General features: G+C 70.3%; 14 protein-coding genes and 1 pseudogene. 5 read left to right on the top strand and 10 right to left on the bottom strand.

The window, feature by feature from the left end:
- Positions 1 to 123 precede the first annotated feature (123 nt).
- Together AMYBE_RS0140090 and AMYBE_RS0140085 are read right to left on the bottom strand one after the other, a co-directional pair.
- On the bottom strand, positions 124 to 621 hold the full coding sequence (locus AMYBE_RS0140090) for a hypothetical protein (RefSeq protein WP_020665049.1): 498 nt from the start codon (positions 619 to 621) through the stop codon (positions 124 to 126).
- Positions 622 to 673: 52 nt separating this feature from the next.
- Positions 674 to 1,264, bottom strand: coding sequence for an SACE_7040 family transcriptional regulator (locus AMYBE_RS0140085; protein ID WP_020665048.1), 591 nt, complete (start codon positions 1,262 to 1,264; stop codon positions 674 to 676).
- Positions 1,265 to 1,459: 195 nt separating this feature from the next.
- On the opposite strand from AMYBE_RS0140085, the gene AMYBE_RS0140080 reads away from it, so the two are divergent.
- Complete coding sequence (locus AMYBE_RS0140080) at positions 1,460 to 2,230, top strand: SGNH/GDSL hydrolase family protein (protein ID WP_020665047.1); 771 nt, start codon at positions 1,460 to 1,462, stop codon at positions 2,228 to 2,230.
- Between the two features lie 77 nt (positions 2,231 to 2,307).
- Here the strand turns inward: AMYBE_RS0140080 and metX are convergent, their stop codons facing one another.
- Both metX and AMYBE_RS0140070 read right to left on the bottom strand, forming a co-directional pair.
- Complete coding sequence (gene metX, locus AMYBE_RS0140075; RefSeq protein ID WP_020665046.1) at positions 2,308 to 3,435, bottom strand: homoserine O-acetyltransferase MetX; 1,128 nt, start codon at positions 3,433 to 3,435, stop codon at positions 2,308 to 2,310.
- On the bottom strand, positions 3,432 to 4,739 hold the full coding sequence (locus tag AMYBE_RS0140070) for a bifunctional o-acetylhomoserine/o-acetylserine sulfhydrylase (RefSeq protein WP_020665045.1): 1,308 nt from the start codon (positions 4,737 to 4,739) through the stop codon (positions 3,432 to 3,434). Before AMYBE_RS0140070 ends, metX begins: the two co-directional genes overlap by 4 nt.
- 169 nt (positions 4,740 to 4,908) lie before the next feature.
- Between AMYBE_RS0140070 and AMYBE_RS0140065 the strand changes: the two genes are divergently transcribed.
- Complete coding sequence (locus tag AMYBE_RS0140065; RefSeq protein WP_211226900.1) at positions 4,909 to 5,460, top strand: hypothetical protein; 552 nt, start codon at positions 4,909 to 4,911, stop codon at positions 5,458 to 5,460.
- A 24-nt stretch (positions 5,461 to 5,484) separates the two neighbouring features.
- On the top strand, positions 5,485 to 7,050 hold the full coding sequence (locus AMYBE_RS0140060; protein WP_020665043.1) for a PucR family transcriptional regulator: 1,566 nt from the start codon (positions 5,485 to 5,487) through the stop codon (positions 7,048 to 7,050).
- A gap of 114 nt (positions 7,051 to 7,164) precedes the next feature.
- On the opposite strand, the gene AMYBE_RS0140055 is transcribed toward AMYBE_RS0140060, so the two are convergent.
- The gene (locus tag AMYBE_RS0140055; RefSeq protein WP_020665042.1) at positions 7,165 to 8,106 is read right to left on the bottom strand and encodes a zinc-binding dehydrogenase; all 942 of its coding nucleotides are present in this window, start codon (positions 8,104 to 8,106) and stop codon (positions 7,165 to 7,167) included.
- Positions 8,107 to 8,299: 193 nt separating this feature from the next.
- On the opposite strand from AMYBE_RS0140055, the gene ald reads away from it, so the two are divergent.
- Positions 8,300 to 9,415: an alanine dehydrogenase gene (ald, locus tag AMYBE_RS0140050; protein WP_020665041.1), complete on the top strand. Its 1,116-nt coding sequence runs from the start codon at positions 8,300 to 8,302 to the stop codon at positions 9,413 to 9,415.
- A 1-nt stretch (position 9,416) separates the two neighbouring features.
- Here ald and AMYBE_RS0140045 read toward each other — a convergent pair whose 3' ends face one another.
- From AMYBE_RS0140045 to AMYBE_RS0140035, 4 genes and pseudogenes are all read right to left on the bottom strand, one after another.
- Positions 9,417 to 10,526, bottom strand: coding sequence for an acyltransferase family protein (locus tag AMYBE_RS0140045; RefSeq protein WP_027928533.1), 1,110 nt, complete (start codon positions 10,524 to 10,526; stop codon positions 9,417 to 9,419).
- A 45-nt stretch (positions 10,527 to 10,571) separates the two neighbouring features.
- Positions 10,572 to 11,222 (bottom strand): annotated as a pseudogene (locus AMYBE_RS46565) (sensor histidine kinase).
- The gene (locus tag AMYBE_RS44525; RefSeq protein ID WP_154676429.1) at positions 11,164 to 11,931 is read right to left on the bottom strand and encodes a HAMP domain-containing protein; all 768 of its coding nucleotides are present in this window, start codon (positions 11,929 to 11,931) and stop codon (positions 11,164 to 11,166) included. Before AMYBE_RS44525 ends, AMYBE_RS46565 begins: the two are co-directional and overlap by 59 nt.
- Positions 11,924 to 12,601, bottom strand: coding sequence for a response regulator transcription factor (locus AMYBE_RS0140035; RefSeq protein ID WP_020665039.1), 678 nt, complete (start codon positions 12,599 to 12,601; stop codon positions 11,924 to 11,926). The genes AMYBE_RS44525 and AMYBE_RS0140035 overlap by 8 nt, the downstream gene beginning before the upstream one ends.
- Before the next feature lie 369 nt (positions 12,602 to 12,970).
- Between AMYBE_RS0140035 and AMYBE_RS0140030 the strand changes: the two genes are divergently transcribed.
- Positions 12,971 to 16,726: an ABC transporter ATP-binding protein gene (locus tag AMYBE_RS0140030; protein ID WP_425386928.1), complete on the top strand. Its 3,756-nt coding sequence runs from the start codon at positions 12,971 to 12,973 to the stop codon at positions 16,724 to 16,726.
- On the opposite strand, the gene AMYBE_RS0140025 is transcribed toward AMYBE_RS0140030, so the two are convergent.
- Positions 16,723 to 17,487, bottom strand: a complete 765-nt coding sequence (locus AMYBE_RS0140025) for an ABC transporter permease (protein ID WP_020665037.1) — start codon at positions 17,485 to 17,487, stop codon at positions 16,723 to 16,725. The genes AMYBE_RS0140030 and AMYBE_RS0140025 overlap by 4 nt on opposite strands.
- Positions 17,488 to 17,496: the final 9 nt, after the last annotated feature.

Genomic DNA, 17,496 nt, shown 5'->3' with positions numbered 1-17,496 from the left:
CAGTCCAAAGCACCCCAATGTGGCATTGGGTGCGTCACACGCACCGAATGCCACATTGGGTGCGTCAGATGCACCCAATGCCACATTGGGGCGGTCACGGGCGGGTGAAGCGAGCGGGGAGGTTCAGCCGGCGACGGCGTCCGAGATCCAGCCGGCCACCGGCAGATCCCGCTCCAGACATTCCACCGAAAGACGGATGGTCCACCGCAGCGCCTGCAGCAGCAGGCTGTCCACCTCGTCCGGCGCCGCGCTGGCCAACGCGATCTCGACCTGCTCCCGCGCAGCCGCGGTATTGCCGTGCACCTCGGCCAGCAGCGTCCGGACCGCGGTGCGCACCGGCGGGTCCGCCTGGTCGATCGAGACCTCTTCGCCGCTCTCGTCGAACACCTGCACCTTGACCGGGGCCGTCCCGCCGTCGCCGAGGGTGGACACCATCGCGCTGCACTCGCCGAACAGCAGGAGCATCAGCTCCTTCGTCTCCTCAGAGCGCTCGCCGGGCTCCGAGGCAGTGGACGTGACCTCTTCCAGCGCTTCCTCGTCCTCGCCAAGGCTGATGGCGACGAGCGCGCGCTGCGCCTTCTCGACGAGTCGCTGCTCGCCCTCGCTCCGGTCCGCGGTCACGTGCCTATCAAACACCAGACCGGCGGCCGGGGGGATACCCCGGATCCGGGGCTCAAGCCGCCGAGGAAAGCGCACCCAGCGCGAGCCGGCACAGCAGTTCAGCGAGTTCGCCGTCACCGAGATGGCGGTTGTACGGCGTCGAGTTGATCAGGCCGAAGACCGCGTGCGCGGCCGAGCGCGCCTGGCGTTCTCCCAGGCCCGGCACCGCTTCCCGGATGGCGCGCACCCACACCTCGACGTACTGGCGCTGGAGCGCGCGCACCTGTTTGCGGTCACCGTCGGTGAGATTCGCGAGGTTCCGCTCCTGCACGGTGATCAGCGCCGGGTGATCCAGAGCGAAGTCGACGTGGAACCGGACCAGCGCGGCGAGCAGTTCGTCCGGGGTGCCGCCCGCCTCGGCGCGCGCGGTGCCGCCTTCGAGCAGGAAGTGGCTGATCGAGTTCAGCATCTCCCCGAGAATGGCGTCCTTGCTGCGGAAATGCCGGTACAGCCCGGGCCCGGAGATGCCCACCGCGGCACCGATGTCGTCGATGCCGACGCCGTGGAAGCCGTGATGGGCGAACAGCTCGGCGGCGGCGGTGAGGATTTGTTCCCGGCGGTTCGCCTTCGCACCGTTCACCAGTGGGGTGGAGTTCACCGACATCCGCCAATAGTAGGTCCGCCGGTTAGCGAGCGCTAACTTCCGGTGCTACTTCCTGCCTGGGCCAACTGGACGCATCGGCGGCAAGAGGGGTGTCCGGTGTGGATTCACCTGGTAAAGCTTTAGCCCGTCAAGCTGTCACGACAGGAGTGACCTATGGCTGCAAACACCCGTCAACCATCACGACGCATCTTCCGGATGTGCGCGGCCCTGGGGGTCGCTCTAACCACGGCGCTGGGGTTCGCGAACGTCGCGACCGCCGCGTCGGCCAACTACGTCGCGCTCGGCGACTCCTACTCCTCTGGAGTGGGAGCCGGCAGCTACGGCGACTCGGGCAGCTGCAAACGCAGTGCCAACGCCTACGGCCAGCTGTGGGCCAATGCCCACTCCGGCACCAATTTCACCTTCTTGGCCTGCTCCGGGGCCAAGACCGGCGACGTGCTGAACCAGATCAGCTCGATGCCGTCCAACGCCACGCTGATCACGCTCACCGTCGGCGGCAACGACGCCGGTTTCACCGACGTGATCACCACGTGCACCCTCAACGACGACCAGACCTGCGTCAACCGGGTCAACACCGCGAAGACCTACGTCCAGAACACCCTGCCCGGGCTGCTGGACAAGGTCTACGCCGCGGCGAAGAGCAAGGCGCCCAACGCTAGCCTGGTCGTCCTCTCCTACCCGCGTTTCTACACCGTGCCGGGCTCCTGCTCGGTCGGGCTGAGCGACACCAAGCGCACCGCGATCAACTCCGGCGCGGACACGCTGGCGTCGGTGCTGTCCTCGCGGGCAGCGGCCGCCGGGGCGAAGTTCGTCGACGTCCGCTCGGCGTTCGACGGGCACAACATCTGCTCGTCGGCGAGCGACTACCTGCACAGCCTCACCTGGCCGGTGGACGAGTCGTACCACCCGACTGCCGCCGGGCAGCGGGGCGGCTACTACTCGCCGCTGACCTCCGCGATCGGCTGACGTCCGAAGGTCCGTGAAGGGAACATTGAGGGACTCAGAGTCCCTCAATGTTCCCTTCACGGCATTTCAGCCCATCTTCAGCCCAGCAACGTCTTGACCAGCCCGGCGATCTGCTCGGTCTCGATGAGGAACGAGTCGTGCCCGTACGGCGAGTTCAGCACCGCGGCCGTGCCGCCGGTCCCGGCCGCGATCTCGTCCGACTGGTACGGCGGGTACAGCCGGTCGCTGTCCACCGAAGCGACCACGGTCCGCGCGGTGACCCGGCCCAGCGCGGCCGCCACCCCGCCCCGGCCGCGGCCGACGTCGTGCGTGTTCATGGATTCGGTGAGCACCGCGTACGAACCCGCGTCGAACCGGCGGACCAGTTTGTCCGCGTGATGATCCAAATAGGACTCCACGGCGAACCGTCCGCCCCGCAGCGGGTCCTCGCGCTCCTGCGCGCGATTGCCGAACCGCGTCCGCAGCTCCGGTTCGCAGCGATAGGTGACGTGCGCGATCCGCCGTGCCACGCCCAGTCCGCGATGCGGGCCTTCGGCCGCGGTGTAGTAGTCGCCGCCGTGCCACGCCACGTCCGACCGGATCGCGTGCAGCTGCGGCGCGGCCCAGGCGATTTGCTCCGCCGAGGCACGAGCGGTCGAGGCGAGCACGAGCACGGATTCAACCCGGCCGGGCAGCGTGACCGCCCATTCCAGCGCACGCATCCCGCCCATCGAACCGCCGGCGACCGCGGCCCAGCGATCGATGCCGAGTGCGTCGGCCAGCGCGGCCTCGGCCGCGACCTGGTCCCGCACGGTCAGCGCGGGAAACCTGCTGCCCCACGGTTTCCCGTCCGGGTCCGGAGAGGAGGGCCCGGTCGAGCCCTGGCAGCCGCCGAGCACGTTCGGCGCGACGACGAACAGCGAATCGGTGTCGAACGCCTTGCCCGGCCCGATCAGCTCGTCCCACCAACCCGCGCTGACCTGCCCGGGACCAGCCGGTCCGGCGGCGTGGCTGTCGCCGGTCAGCGCGTGCTCGACGAGGACGGCGTTCGAGCGGTCCGCGTTCAGCCTCCCCCACGTTTCGTAGGCGAGGGTGTATTCGGGCAGTGCTCCACCGGCCTCCAGCGCGAGCGCCCCGGGGCCGGTGAACCACTGCCGGGCACCGGGTGGGTCCCCCGCCCGCCACGCACCGGTGACAGGCGGGAGACCCGCACCGGATTCGGTCATTGCGCCGCCTTCGCGGCGCGGAAACCCGCCTCCAGGTCGGCCTTGAGGTCCTCGATCCCTTCCAAGCCGACGGCGAGCCGGACCAGGCCCGGCGTAACACCCGCGGCGACCTGCTCCTCCGGCGTGAGCTGGCTGTGCGTGGTCGACGCCGGGTGCACGATGAGGCTGCGCACGTCGCCGAGGTTCACCAGCTGGCTGTGCAGTTCGGTGCCGTCGACGAACTTCCGGCCCGCCTCGATGCCGCCGCGCAGTTCGAACGACAGCACCGCGCCGGCACCTCGCGGCAGGTACTTCTGCGCGGATTCGTAGAACGGGCTCGACGGCAGGCCCGCGTAGTAGACCTTCTCGACCTCGTCGCGCTCTTCCAGCCACTCGGCCAGCGCCTGCGCGTTGGTGGTGTGCCGCTCCAGTCGCAGCGAGAGCGTCTCGATGCCCTGGAGGATGAGGAAGCTGTTCAGCGGAGCGATCGCCGCACCGGTGTCGCGCAGCACCTGTACCCGCGCCTTGGCAGCGAACGCGCCCGGGCCGAGCGCTTCCCAGTACTTCAAACCGTGATAGCTCGGGTCCGGCTCGTTGAAGCCCGGGAACTTCGCCGGGTCCTTGCCGAAGTCGAAGGTGCCGCCGTCGACCAGCACCCCGGCCACCGAGGTGCCGTGGCCGCCCAGGTACTTGGTGGCCGAGTGCACGACGATGTCCGCGCCGTGCTCGATCGGGCGGACCAGGTACGGCGTCGGCACCGTGTTGTCCACGACCAGCGGTACGCCGGCCTCGTGCGCCACGTCGGCGACCTTGCGGATGTCCAGCACCGCGCTGCTCGGGTTGGCCAGCGTCTCGCCGAAGAACAGCTTCGTGTTCGGCCGGGCCGCCGCGCGCCACTGCTCCGCGTCGTCCTGGTCCTCGATGAAGGTGACCTCGATGCCCAGCTTCGGCAGCGTGTACTGGAAGAGGTTGAAGGTGCCGCCGTACAGCGACGGGCTGGTGACGATGTGGTCGCCCGCACCGGCCAGGGTCAGCACCGCCGCGGTGATCGCCGCCGAACCGGACGCGAACGCGAGCCCGGCCACCCCGCCTTCGAGCGAGGCGACACGCTGCTCCAGCACGTCCTGGGTCGGGTTGTTGATGCGCGTGTAGATGTGGCCCGGCTCGGCGAGGCTGAACAAGTCGGCCCCGTGCTGGGTGTCGCGGAAGACGTACGAGGTGGTCTGGTAGATCGGTGTGGCGCGGGCGCCAGTGGCCGGATCGGGCGCCGCCCCGGCGTGGATCTGCTTGGTCTCGAAGGACCAGCTCGTGGTGTCTTCCGGCATGTCCTGCTCCTAGCGGTTCGAAAGCGATCGGCTGGGCGCAGACGGTAACCAGGCCGGGCGAATCGCCCAACAGCTCTCACGGGATGGGAGCACTACGCACCCGGACGTACGCGCAAGTACCGAGCTCTGACGGACGACGAGACTGCTCGCTGCCGCGCATTCTCAGGTCATGGATTGGCGAATGCGCCCGGCGACCCGCAAGTGGTTCCTGTTCGCGCACGTCGTGACTTCGGTCGGCTGGATCGGCGCGGAACTCGCGATCCTGGTGTGCAACGTGGTCGCGCTCGCCGGGTCCGACCCGGTGACCACGCGCGGCGCGCACGTGATCGCCGGGCTGCTCGCGAGCGTGCTGTACTTCCCGGCAAGCCTGCTCGCGCTGGCCACCGGGGTGGTGCTCAGCCTCGGCACGAAGTGGAAGCTGGTGCGCTACTACTGGGTGCTGTGGAAGCTGCTGGCGACGCTCGCCCTTTTCGGCGGCGGGAACCTGCTGGTGGTCCCCATGTTCGTGCGATACGCCGACGAGGCCGCGCGCGGCGAGACGGTCGGGGCGGGCGCGGTGTCCGGCACCGGCGCCATGAGCGTCGGGCTGACCCTGCTGCTGCTCGCGACGCTGGTGTCCTACTTCAAGCCGTGGTCGAAGGTGTTCAGCCGCGTTCCGGTGAGCACCGAACGCAGTACCGCGAGTGGCACAACCGGGGAAGTCTTCTACCGTTCCAGCTAAGACGAGCAAGCGCTGGAGGTAGTTGTGGTCTCGGTGCGCAGCGTCGTGGACCGGGTCGGTCCCACGCTGCTCCACGCGCTGCTCGTGCCCGAAGGCTGCCCGGCGGTCGGCGACGTCGTGATCGCGGAGCCGGGCGCGGAGTCGGCCATCGCCGCGGGCGATCTGGTGCTGGGCGTCGCGACCGTCGAAGCCGAGGACGCCGCCGCGCTGGTCCGGACGAGCGCGTCGCGCGGTGCCGCCGCCGTGCTGCTGAAGCCGCCGCTCGCCGCGAAACCGCCGGTGAAACGCGCGGCCAAAACCGCTGGGATCGCGTTGATCCAGGTGCACGCGGCGACGTCGTGGGCGCAGCTGGTCTGGCTGTTGCGCACAGTCCTGGACGCGATCGCCGACGAATCCGAAGCGCTCGAGGAAGGCGGCGACCCGGGCTCCGGCGACCTCTTCCGGCTCGCCGACGCGGTGGCCGCCGTGGTGGACGCGTCGGTGACCATCGAGGACACCAACTCGCGCGTGCTCGCCTACTCCGCCCGCCAGGACCTGACCGACCCGGCGCGGGTGGCGACGATCATGGGCCGCCGGATCCCGGACGACGTGCTGGCCCGGTTCCGCTCGCGCGGCGTCTTCCGGGAGCTGTCGCGCGGCCGTCAGACGATTTTCGTCCCGGCCCAGCGCGACGGCACGCTGCCGCGGCTGATCGTGCCGATCCGGATGGGCGGCGAGCTGCTGGGATCGATGTGGGCGGTCGTGCCCGGTCCGGTTTCGGAGGAACGCGCGGCCGCGTTCGCCGACGCCGCGCCGGTGGTCGCGCTGCATTTGCTGCGGCGGCGAGCACACACCGACGCGCAGCGCCGGGCATCCGCCGAACTGCTGCGCGCGGTGCTCGAGGGCCAGGTGCCGCCGCGCCGGGTGGCCGCCGAACTGGACCTGTCCGACGAACCGCATCGAGTGGTGGTCGTGGACGTCAGCGGCGGGGACAGCCGGGACGCCGAGGGGCTGTTGCTGGCGTTGCTGGAACGGATCTCGCACGGCGTCGGACGGCGGCCGGTCGCGACCGAACTGGGCGGGCTCTTGTACGTCGTGGTGCCCGACCGCGCCGGAACCGGCTGGCCCGAGCTGCGGGACGTGCTGCTCGCCCAGCCGGTCTCTCGACGCGGCGGAGTTCCGCGCGCGGCAGCCGGCGCACCCGGCGATCCGACCGCGCTAGCTTCGTCTCGCGCGCAGGCCGACGAAGCGCTGGGCCTGCTTCGGGCGGGGCTGGTGGCAGGCCGCGCGGTGGCCTACGACGAGGCGTGGACGGCCTTGGTCCTGCACCGCGCCGCCGCCGCGGCGGCCTCCGCCCAAGTCGCCGAACTCGGTCCGCTCGGCGTGCTGCGAGCGCACGACGAGACGAGCAACGCCGGCTACGTCGACACGTTGTACGAATGGCTTCGGCATCCGGGCGATCCGCGGGCCGCCGCGGAACGGCTGCGGATCCACCCGAACACCCTGCGGTACCGGATGAAACGGCTTCTCGAACTGGTTCCGCTGGATCTCGAAGACCCGGACGTCCGGCTCGCCTTGCTCACCCAGCTGGTCGCGCTCCGGTGGAGCTGACCGCACCCCTGGCCGCTGGCTCGATCGACTGTCCGTGAAGGACCCCCTCACGGAACCCACGTCCCTCAAGGACCCCCTCACGGATCGGCAGCGAGGCCGCCGGAGGCTGGGGCGTCATGCGACCAGCAGTGTCTTCCCGATCGTGCCGCGCGATTCGATCGCCGCGTGCGCGTCGGCCGCGCGCTCCAACGGGAATCGCTGCCCGATCACCGGCGTGAGCTGGCCCGCCGCGGCGGCTTCCAGCGCGGACTCGGTGTACTCCCGCATCGCCGCCGCGTCGCCGATAGACCGGATCACCTCGACTCCGCGCTTCGCTGCTTCCTCTTCGGGCACTTCTGCCCACGATCCGCTGGACAGGCCGTAAATCGCCATCCGCCCGCCGGGCCGCACCAGCCGGTACGCCGCCGTGCCGACCTCGCCGCCGACGCCGTCGAAGACCACGTCCACCGGCCCGACCTCGTCCGTCCACTGTGGATTCGTGTAGTCCACCGCCAGCGCCGCGCCCAGATCCCGCGCCTGGGCCGCCTTCTCCGCGCCGCCCGCCGCCGCGACGACCTCCGCGCCCGCCGCCTTCGCCAGCTGCACCAGCAAGCTGCCGACCCCGCCGGCGGCAGCTTCGACCAGGACCCGCTCGCCCGGCGCCACCGCCGTCGCGCGGACCAGCCCGGTCGCCGTGCGGCCGTCGGCCAGCAACGCGACGGCCGCGTCGAGGCTCAGCGCCTGCGGCACCGGAAACACCAGCTCGGCGTCCACGACCGCGCGCTGGGCGTAGCCGCCGCTGCCACCGGTCGAGGTCACCACGCGTTTCCCGATCAGAGCCGGGGCCACCCCTTCGCCGATCCGGCTGATCACGCCGCCGACCCCGTTGCCCGGAACCATCGGCAGCGAGCCGGCGAACGGCCCGGCCCCGGTCGCCCGGAACTGCGTTTCCACGAACGTGACGTTGGCGAACGCCACCTCGATCAGCACCTGCCCCGGCCCGGGAACCGGATCGGGCGCGTCCCCCGCCACCAGCACCGCCGGTCCGCCGAACTCCCGCAGCCACACCGCTCGCATAGATGCCCTTCCTGAAGATCTCCGCCGGAGCACAGCCAACTACCTCGAGTGCGGTCGAGGTCAACCGGTTTGTCCTGTCAGCACTATCAACCGCGCGCAAGACTGTTCTGACGGAATGATGACACCGCCGTCTGGGTGCTTCACCGTGAGTGTCAGCACCTTTGTTCCGGACACCGCCCGCAGGAGGCCAGCAGTGCGCATCGCCGTTCCCCGTGAGATCAAGAGGCACGAATACCGGGTCGCGCTGACCCCGGCGGGCGTGCACGAACTGGTCGGTCGCGGGCACGACGTCTTCGTTGAGACGGGTGCCGGGACCGGTTCGTCGATCACCGACGAGGAGTACGTCGCCGCGGGCGCCAAGGTGCTCGCCACGGCGGACGAGACCTGGGCCGAGGGCGAGCTCGTGCTGAAGGTCAAGGAGCCGATCGCCGAGGAGTACCCGCGCCTGCGCAAGGACCTGGTGTTGTTCACCTACCTGCACATCGCCGCGGACCGGCCGCTGACCGACGCGCTGCTGGCCGCGGGCACCACCGGCATCGCCTACGAGACGGTCCAGAAGCCGAACGGCGCGCTGCCGCTGCTGGCCCCGATGTCCGAGGTGGCCGGACGGCTGGCCCCGCAGGTGGGCGCGTACTCGCTGATGAAGCCGAGCGGCGGCCGCGGCGTCCTGCCCGGCGGAATCCCCGGCGTGCACCCGGCCCGCGTCGTCGTCATCGGCGGCGGTGTGGCGGGCCTGAACGCCGCCCGCGTCGCGCTGGGTCTCGGCTCGGACGTCGAGATCCTGGACACGAACGTCGACCGCCTCCGCCAGATCGACAACGACTTCGGCGGCCGCATCCGCACAGTCACCTCGAACCGGCTGTCGGTCGAGGAGTCGGTACTGGAAGCGGACCTGGTCATCGGTGCCGTGCTGGTGCCGGGTGCGAAGGCCCCGAAGCTGGTCTCGAACGGCCTGGTGTCCCGCATGAAGCCGGGCAGCGTGCTCGTCGACATCGCCATCGACCAGGGCGGCTGCTTCGCCGACTCGCGCCCGACCACGCACGACGACCCGACCTACACGGTGCACAACTCGGTCTTCTACTGCGTCGCGAACATGCCGGGCGCTGTCCCGCGTACGTCGACGTACGGCCTCACCAACGTCACGCTGCCGTACGCCGTGCAGCTGGCCGACAAGGGCTGGAAGGCCGCGCTGTCCGCCGACCAGTCCCTCGCCCTGGGCCTGAACACGCACGACGGCGCCCTCACCAACGGCCCCGTCGCGGCCGCGCACGACCTGCCGCACACCGCGGTGGAGACGGTGCTCGCCTGACCTAAGGCACCCGAGCGGGTCCCTTTCGCGGTGCGTCAGGGGCCCGCTCCTCTTTTATGAGCCTTCGCCCGAACTCGATGGCGGGCAGTTCCACCCAACGCCGCAGGACGCACGCGAAGAGCAGCGCGATGGCCGCGGTCGCGACGGCCTTGAGCACGCTGTTCGGCAGGAAGAGCGCGGTCACGCCCCCGGCCCCGGTCTGGGCCAGGTAGAGCGCATAGGACCGGTCTCCGATGTAGGTGAGCGGACGGCTCGCGAGCAACCGCCGGACCGGCCCCCGCGCGATCACCGCCACGAGCAGCAAGGCCGATCCCAACGCGTAGATCGGGACCACGAACTGCCAGTACCCGCCGAGCTCCCGCCTGATCGGCTCCACCGAGAGCTGCAGCCCGCAAAATCCCAGCGCGACCAGCACCGCCGCGGCCGGGCTGGTCAGCGGCCGCAGCACCGCGAACCCGCGCGGGTGGTGCAGCGCGAGTGCGAGCAGGCAGCCGACGACCAGCGAGCCGTAGTGCACGGACAGGCTCGCCCACTGGTGCGTGGGCCCCAGCGGCAGCACCCCGAGCACGAACCCCAGCCCTCCGATGCCGATCATCAGGCGCAACGCGGTCTTTCCCGTCCGCGCGAACGACGTCAGGACGAGCAGCGCGGGCCAGACGAGGTAGAACTTCTCCTCCACGCCCAGCGACCACGATGTCGGGTACGGCGTGTTGTAGGTGACGAACTCGTTGAAGAACGTCAGGTAGTGCCACATCGCGTCGCCGAGCCTGCTGCTCTGGTACGTCCCGGAGAGGGTCATCGCCAGCGCCGTCAGGCCGAGCAGCAGGAAGTACACCGGCATGATCCGGAAGACGCGGCGGAGGTAGAAGTTCCGCAACGAGATCCGGCCGGTGCGGTCCTCTTCGCGCAGCGCCAGCGTGGTGATGAGGAAGCCGGACAGCACGAAGAACAGCTGGACTGCGATCCAGCCCTGCAGCCGGTCGAAGACCGGGCCGCCGTAGTGGAAGAACACGACGGCCAGCGCGGCGAGCGCACGCACGCCGCCAAGGCCGGGGAACCACGACGACGCCCGGTATTCAGCATGGTCAAGGGGCCGCCAAGAGATGATCACACCCGCAGCGTCGATCTTGGACGCTGAACCGAGCCTTAAGGCGACTTAAGACCCCTTCAGCTCCGGCAGCCGGACGACGAACCGGCTTCCCCCTTCGAGTTCGGCCGTGCCGCCGTGGGCGCGGGCGATGTCGGCGACGATTGCCAGGCCCAGCCCCGATCCGCCGCCGTCGCGGGCCTAGGCGTCGTCAAGACAGACGAACCGGTCGAAGATGCGCTGCCGGTCCGCTTCGGGTACGCCGGGCCCGTCGTCTGTGACCGACAGCACCGCCCAACCATCCACTGCGGACACCTCCACGACGACCCGGGACTTCGCGTACCGCTGGGCGTTGTCGACGAGGTTGCGGACGAGCCGTTCCAGTCGCGACCGGTGCCCGAGGACCTCAGGTGCCCCGCTCACCTCGATCTCGGCTCGCCCGGCCGCGACGGCGTCGACCACTTCGGACAGTGACACGGGCGAATGGAGGTCGGGCCCGGCATAGTCGAGCTTGCCGAGCAGCACGAGGTCGGCGACGAGGTCCTGCAGCCGAGTGACGTCGAGCAGTGCGTTCTCGCAGGTGTGATGCCAATCGAGGCGGTCGGGGTGGGCGAGCAGCACCTCGAGCTGCGTCCGCAGCGACGCGAGCGGGGTGCGCAGCTCATGCGACGCGTCGGAGGTGAATCGGCTCTGCCGCGTGACGGCCTCGTCGAGCCGCATGAGCATGGTGTTCATCGTCTCGGCGAGACGCGCGATCTCGTCCCCGGTACGCAGTGCGGGGACGCGGCCGGCTCAGGTTGTGCGCGCCGATCTCGGCGATTTCGCAGCGGATAGCCTCGACTGGGTGCAGCGACCGGCGGACGGCCAGCCACGCGAGAACGCCGATGAGCAGCGCGACCCCCGGGACGCCGGGCGCAAGAACAGTTCTGAGGGAGTCGACGGCCGCCCGGGCTTCGGGATCGAGCTGCACGCCGGCGTACACGGCGTATCCGCCGGTGCCGCTGTCGGCGTGGACGACGTGCAGGGTCAGGTCGTCTTCGGCGCCGGCCAGTTCGGAGGTGCAGCCGACGGACGCTTGGCTGGTCCGGTCGATCTGGTACGACCGCAAGGTCACCTCGGTGTCGTACGCGGACAGGGTGCCTTCGCGCAGGGCCGGGCAGGAGGCGACGGAGGTACCCGAGCGGTCCTTGATCTCGTAGATCGAGTCGCGCACAAGCAGCCGCAGGTCCGCGGGCCGGGTGCCGTTGTTCAGCAACTGCACGATCGCGTCGGCGTCGGCGTCGGCGGCGGCGAACCGCGCGGCGACGTTCTCGAGCCGGCTCTGCGCGTGGAGCACGAACCACCCCGACATGGCTCCCAGCGAAGCGCCGGACGCGGCGAAGGCCATCACCGCGACGCGGAAACGGGTGGTGCGCCAGAAGTCAGGCACCCGCCGTCACCACGTGGTAGCCGGCGCCGCGCACCGTCCGGATGGTCTCGGCACCGAACGGGAGGTCGATCTTGCGGCGCAACGCGCTGACGTGGACCTCGACGAGGTTGGCGGTCGCGGAGGCGGCGAAGTCCCACAGGTTGTCGAGCAGCTCGGCCTTGGTGACGACTTGCCCGGGCCGCTGCATCAGGTAGGCGAGGAGAGTGAACTCCTTGCAGGTGAGGGTGATGTCGGCGGTGCCTCGCCGGCAGGTCCGGCTGGCCTGGTCGAGCTCGAGATCCCCCAGCTTGAGAAGCCCCGGCCGGGTGGTGCCGCCGCGGCGGATGAGCGCGCGCAGGCGGGAGAGCAGGACGCCGTAGGAGAAGGGCTTGGAAAGGAAGTCGTCGGCACCGGTGTCGAGGGCCTCGATCTCGTCGTCCTCGCTGTCCTTGGCAGTCAGCATCAGGATCGGGGTGGTGTTGCCCTCGTCCCGCAGCCGGCGGCAGACGCGGTAGCCATTGAGGCCGGGCAGCATGATGTCGAGGATGATCGCGGAGTAAGGGTGCTCGAAGGCGTGCCAGAGCGCGTCCCGCCCGTGGTGGGCGACATCGACGGCGTAGCCCTCGGCGGTGAGCCCCGCCCGCAGCGCTTCGGCCAGCCGTTGTTCATCCTCCACGAGCAAGATCCGCATCTTGCCACGATGCCACAAGATCTGAGGGAGCCCGAACTAAAGGGGCGACCCGCTCAACCAGCCTGGGGGTCACTGGGAGCGGGTCGCCGAGTACCAGCTTAAAGAACATTCGCCGGAAGTGCTCGCCCGGGGGTGGAATTGCCGTGCGTTTACCTGGCGGCACGGATGAAAGTTCAACCTTCCGGTTATGCCGCTCCACCTCGGCATCTGTGCGCTCCGGAGGCCCTCCGGACCCCCTGCGGAGGGCAGCGTGCCCTTCGTCACGCTGTCTTGGCGCGCAGGAAAACGGGCTGCCGGGAGTCTCCGGCGGGTCGCGGCGCGGCGGCCGCTCGGGAATAAAGTGTCGGTCCCCGTCCCTAGGCTTCTGATGTGACCACCACTGCGACGCCCGCGCGTCAACACCGTCCGGTTGCCGGGACGGCGCCTCAGCCGGTCGGCTGGGTGCGCCGGTTGAGTGCTGCCTGCTGGCAGCACCGCGGGGTGGTAGTGCTCTCGCTGACTGCCGCGATCCTGAGCGTCGGCGTGCAGGCGGCCAGTCCGCTGCTGGTGCGGTCCGCGGTGGACGACGCGGTGGCCGGGCACACCGGCCAGCTGACCGGGCTCGCGGTCGCGCTGGTCGCGTTGCAGGTGGTCGCGTTCGCTTCGGCGTTTCTGCGCCGCTACGTCGGCGGACGGCTGGCGCTGGACGTCCAGCACGATCTGCGAAACCGGGTGTTCGGCGCCGTTTCCCGGCTAGACGGCGGCAAACAGGACGCGTTACGCACCGGCCAAGTCGTCTCGCGAGCGATTTCGGACCTGCAGTTGGTCACCGGTCTGCTGATGCAGGTGCCGTTGTCCGCCGGGTCGGTGATCTTCGCGGTGCTGTCGCTCGGAGCGATGCTGTGGATGTCGCCGCTGCTCACGCTGATCGCATTGGTGGTCGCGCCGGCGGTCGGCATCGTGGTGGGGATGAGCCGGCGGCGGCTGTTCCCGGCGACCTGGTCCGCGCAGCAACGCGCGGCGGACGTCGCGCAGCAGGTCGAAGAGACGGTCACCGGCGTGCGCGTCGTAAAGGGCTTCGGGCAGGAAGCGCGCGAGGTGTCACGGCTGGAGCGCACGGCCCGCAAGTTGTTCGCCGAACGGTTGCGGGCGGCGAAGCTGTCCGCGTTGCCGACTGCGACCACGTCGGCGCTGCCCGCCGCCGGACAGGTCGCGGTGCTGGCGATCGGCGGCCTGCTCGCGTTGAACGGGGAAATCAGCCTCGGCACCTTCCTCGCGTTCGCGACCTACCTCGCCGCGCTGATCGGGCCGGCGCGGTTCCTGTCCGGGCTGGTCGTGCAGGCGCAGCTCACCCGCGCCGGCGCGGAGCGAGTGTACGAGCTGATCGACGCGCAGCCCGAGGTCACCGACAGCCCGGACGCGCGGCCGCTGCCGCCGGGCGCGCTCGGGGTCGAGCTGGAAGACGTGAAGTTCGGCTACACCCGCACCGACCCGGTGCTGAACGGCCTGACGCTCACCGCGAATCCGGGCGAAACGCTCGCGCTGGTCGGCACCGCCGGGTCCGGCAAATCCACGATTTCCATGCTGCTGCCCCGGTTTTACGACGTGCACGAAGGCGCCGTGCGAGTCGGCGGCCTCGATGTGCGCGACGCGGCACTGAAAGACCTCCGCCAAGCCATCGGCGTGGTCTTCGAGGAAGCCTTCCTGTTCTCGACCTCGGTCCGCGACAACATCGCCTACGGCCGGCCGGACGCGAGCGACGAGGAAGTCTTCGCCGCGGCCCGCGCCGCCGAAGCGGACGGGTTCATCCGGGCGCTGCCCGACGGCTATGCCACCGAGGTCGGCGAGCGCGGTCTCACGCTGTCCGGCGGCCAGCGGCAGCGGCTGGGTCTCGCCCGTGCGCTGCTCACTGACCCGCGCGTGCTGATCCTGGACGACGCCACCTCCGCGATCGACACCGTCACCGAAGCGGCGATCCACGACACGCTGCGGGCGGTCACCGCCGAGCGCACCACGCTGCTGATCGCGCACCGGCGGTCCACGTTGCAGCTGGCGGACCGGATCGCGGTGCTCGACCAGGGCCGAGTCGTGGACGTCGGCACCGAACAAGAGCTGCTCGCCCGCTGCCCGCTGTTCCGCGAACTGGTCGCCGGGCCGGACGACGACGTCGAAAAGCCGCACCGCTGCGAGAACCTCGAACCGGGCACGGACGGCACTACCCCGGCGCTCTGGCCGCACGACGAACGCGACGAGGTCGATGCGCTGGCCGAGGCCGCGCAGGCTCGCGGCGGCACGCCTGGCGGCGGTTCCGGCTTCGCGGGCAGCGGCGGCGCGGACGTTCCGCCGACCCCTGAGCTGCTCGAAGGCGTCCGCCGGTTGCCGCCGGCCCTCGACCGGCCTCAGCTGTCCGAAGTGGACTCGACCGCGCCCGACCCGGCGTTCCGGCTGGCCCGGCTGCTGCGTCCGGTGCGCTGGCCGCTCGTCGGGGTGATCGCCCTGGTCGCGGCGGACGCGCTGGCCTCGCTCGCGTTGCCCGCTTTGTACCAGCGCGGGGTCGACCACGGCGTGCTGCCCGGCGTCGCGAGCGTGGTGTGGCTGCTGGCCGGCATCGGCGCGCTGGTGGTCGCGGCCGACTGGTTCGTGGTGCGCTGGCAGACCCGGCTCACCGCGCGAGTGGGCGAGACCGTGCTGTATTCGCTGCGCGTGCGCAGTTACGCACACCTGCAACGGCTCGGCCTGGACTATTACGAGCGCGAACTGTCCGGGAAGATCATGACCCGGATGACCACAGACGTCGACGCGCTGTCCACCTTCCTGCAGACCGGCCTCGCCACCGCGGTCGTCAGCGCGCTCACTCTGGTCGGCATCACGGTCGCACTGCTGGTCACCGATGCCGCGCTGGCGCTGTACGCACTGGCCATGCTGCCGATCCTGCTCGTCGCCACGCTGGTATTCCGGCGGGTCGCATCGCGCGCGTACAGCGAGGCCCGCGAGAAGGTGAGCGTCGTCAACGCGGACATGCAGGAGAACGTCAGCGGCCTGCGCGTCGCTCAGGCGTACACCCGCGAAGAGCGTTCGGCTGCCGTGTTCGCGTCACGCAGTGACGACTACCGGCGATCCCGGCTGCGCGCGCAGCGGTATATCGCGACGTACTTCCCGCTGGTGTCGCTGTTGTCGGATCTCGCGACCACCACGGTGCTCGTCGTCGGTGCCCACCGCGTCGCGGGAGGCACCCTCGAAGCCGGCGTGCTGCTGGGATTCCTGTTGTACCTGCAGCAGTTCTTCTCGCCGATCCAGCAGCTGTCGTCGGTGTTCGACGGCTACCAGCAGGCGCGCGTCGGCCTGAGCCGCATCGGCGACCTGCTGCGCACGCCGACCTCGGTGCCTGCCGCGGAGAAACCGGTCCCGCTGCCCGAGCACTTGACCGGCGAGGTCCGGTTCAAAGACGTCGACTTCTCTTACGCCGGAGCGGAAAAGCCCGCGCTGGAACACCTGGTGCTCGACGTCTCGCCCGGCGAGACCGTCGCGCTGGTCGGGGCGACCGGTGCGGGCAAATCCACCGCGGTGAAGCTCGTCGCGCGCTACTACGACGCTACCGGCGGCGCGGTGCTGATCGACGGTGTGGACGTACGCGAGTACGACCTGCCCTCGCTGCGCGCGCGGATGGGCGTGGTGCCGCAGGAAGCGCACCTGTTCTCCGGCACCGTCGCGGACAACGTGCGGTACGGCCGGCCCGAAGCCACCGACGCGGAGGTCGAGGCGGCCGTACGCGCAGTCGGCGCGCTGGACGGTGTCGCTGCCCTGCCCGCCGGTTTCCGGCAGCCAGTGGGCGAACGCGGGCGTTCGCTGTCCGCCGGGCAACGGCAGCTGGTCGCGCTGGCCCGGGCCGAACTGGTCGACCCGGACGTCCTGCTGCTGGACGAAGCGACCGCCGCGCTGGACCCGGCCACCGAGGCGACGGTGCTGCGCGCTACCGAGCACCTGGCCCGCCGGCGCACCACCTTCGTGGTCGCGCACCGGCTGGCCACCGCGGCGAAAGCGGACCGGATCGTGGTGCTCGACCACGGCCGGATCGTCGAAGAAGGCACCCACCAGGAACTGGTCGCGGCCGGGGGCCACTACGCCCGCTTGTGGGCGCTGGGTTAGGAGATCTTGCGGCGGTAGATCGCCGTGGCGAAGAAGTACGCCACCACCAGGGTCCCGGCGCACCAGGCGAGCGCGACCCAGATGCCGGAGCCGACCGGCTGCTGGGCGAACAGCGCCCGGACGGTGTTGACGATCGACGTCACCGGTTGATGCTCGGCGAACGCGCGCACCGGTCCGGGCATCGTCCCGGTCGGGACGAACGCCGAGCTGATGAACGGCAGGAAGATGAGCGGATAGGAGAACGCACTCGCGCCGTCCGCGGTTTTCGCGGTGAGCCCGGGGATCACCGCGACCCAGGTCAGCGCCAGCGTCACCAGCACCACCAGGCCGAGGACGGCGAGCCAGGCCAGCGGTCCGGCTCCGGTGCGAAAGCCCATCGCCAACGCGACCAGCACGACCACCGCGACCGAGACCAGGTTCGCCGCCACCGAGGTCAGCACATGCGCCCACAGCACCGCCGACCGGGCGATCGGCATCGACTGGAAGCGTTCGAAGATGCCGCCCTTCAGGTCGAGGAAGAGCCGGAACGCGGTGTAGGAGATGCCGGACGCGATGGTGATGAGCAGGATGCCGGGCAGCAGGTAGCTGACGTAGGAGGAGCCGGTCCCGGTCTTGATCGCGCCGCCGAGCACGTAGACGAACAGCAGCAACATGAAGATCGGGGTGATCGTGGTGGTGATGACGGTGTCCAGGCTGCGGGTGATGTGCCGCAGCGACCGGCCTAACAGGACAAAGCAGTCGCCGAAGAAGTGCGTGTTCACGATCGTCCC

Source organism: Amycolatopsis benzoatilytica AK 16/65 (genome assembly GCF_000383915.1).
GTDB lineage: Bacteria > Actinomycetota > Actinomycetes > Mycobacteriales > Pseudonocardiaceae > Amycolatopsis > Amycolatopsis benzoatilytica.
Note: the sequence above shows the minus strand (reverse complement) of the source record. Positions and strands in the feature narration are given on the sequence as shown.

Coding starts and splice junctions, on each gene's coding strand:
- AMYBE_RS0140065 (WP_211226900.1), top strand. CDS start 4,909: ATGGATTGGCGAATGCGCCCGGCGACCCGCAAGTGGTTCCTGTTCGCG.
- AMYBE_RS0140035 (WP_020665039.1), bottom strand. CDS start 12,601: ATGCGGATCTTGCTCGTGGAGGATGAACAACGGCTGGCCGAAGCGCTG.
- AMYBE_RS0140085 (WP_020665048.1), bottom strand. CDS start 1,264: ATGTCGGTGAACTCCACCCCACTGGTGAACGGTGCGAAGGCGAACCGC.
- AMYBE_RS0140055 (WP_020665042.1), bottom strand. CDS start 8,106: ATGCGAGCGGTGTGGCTGCGGGAGTTCGGCGGACCGGCGGTGCTGGTG.
- AMYBE_RS0140070 (WP_020665045.1), bottom strand. CDS start 4,739: ATGCCGGAAGACACCACGAGCTGGTCCTTCGAGACCAAGCAGATCCAC.
- metX (WP_020665046.1), bottom strand. CDS start 3,435: ATGACCGAATCCGGTGCGGGTCTCCCGCCTGTCACCGGTGCGTGGCGG.
- AMYBE_RS0140080 (WP_020665047.1), top strand. CDS start 1,460: ATGTGCGCGGCCCTGGGGGTCGCTCTAACCACGGCGCTGGGGTTCGCG.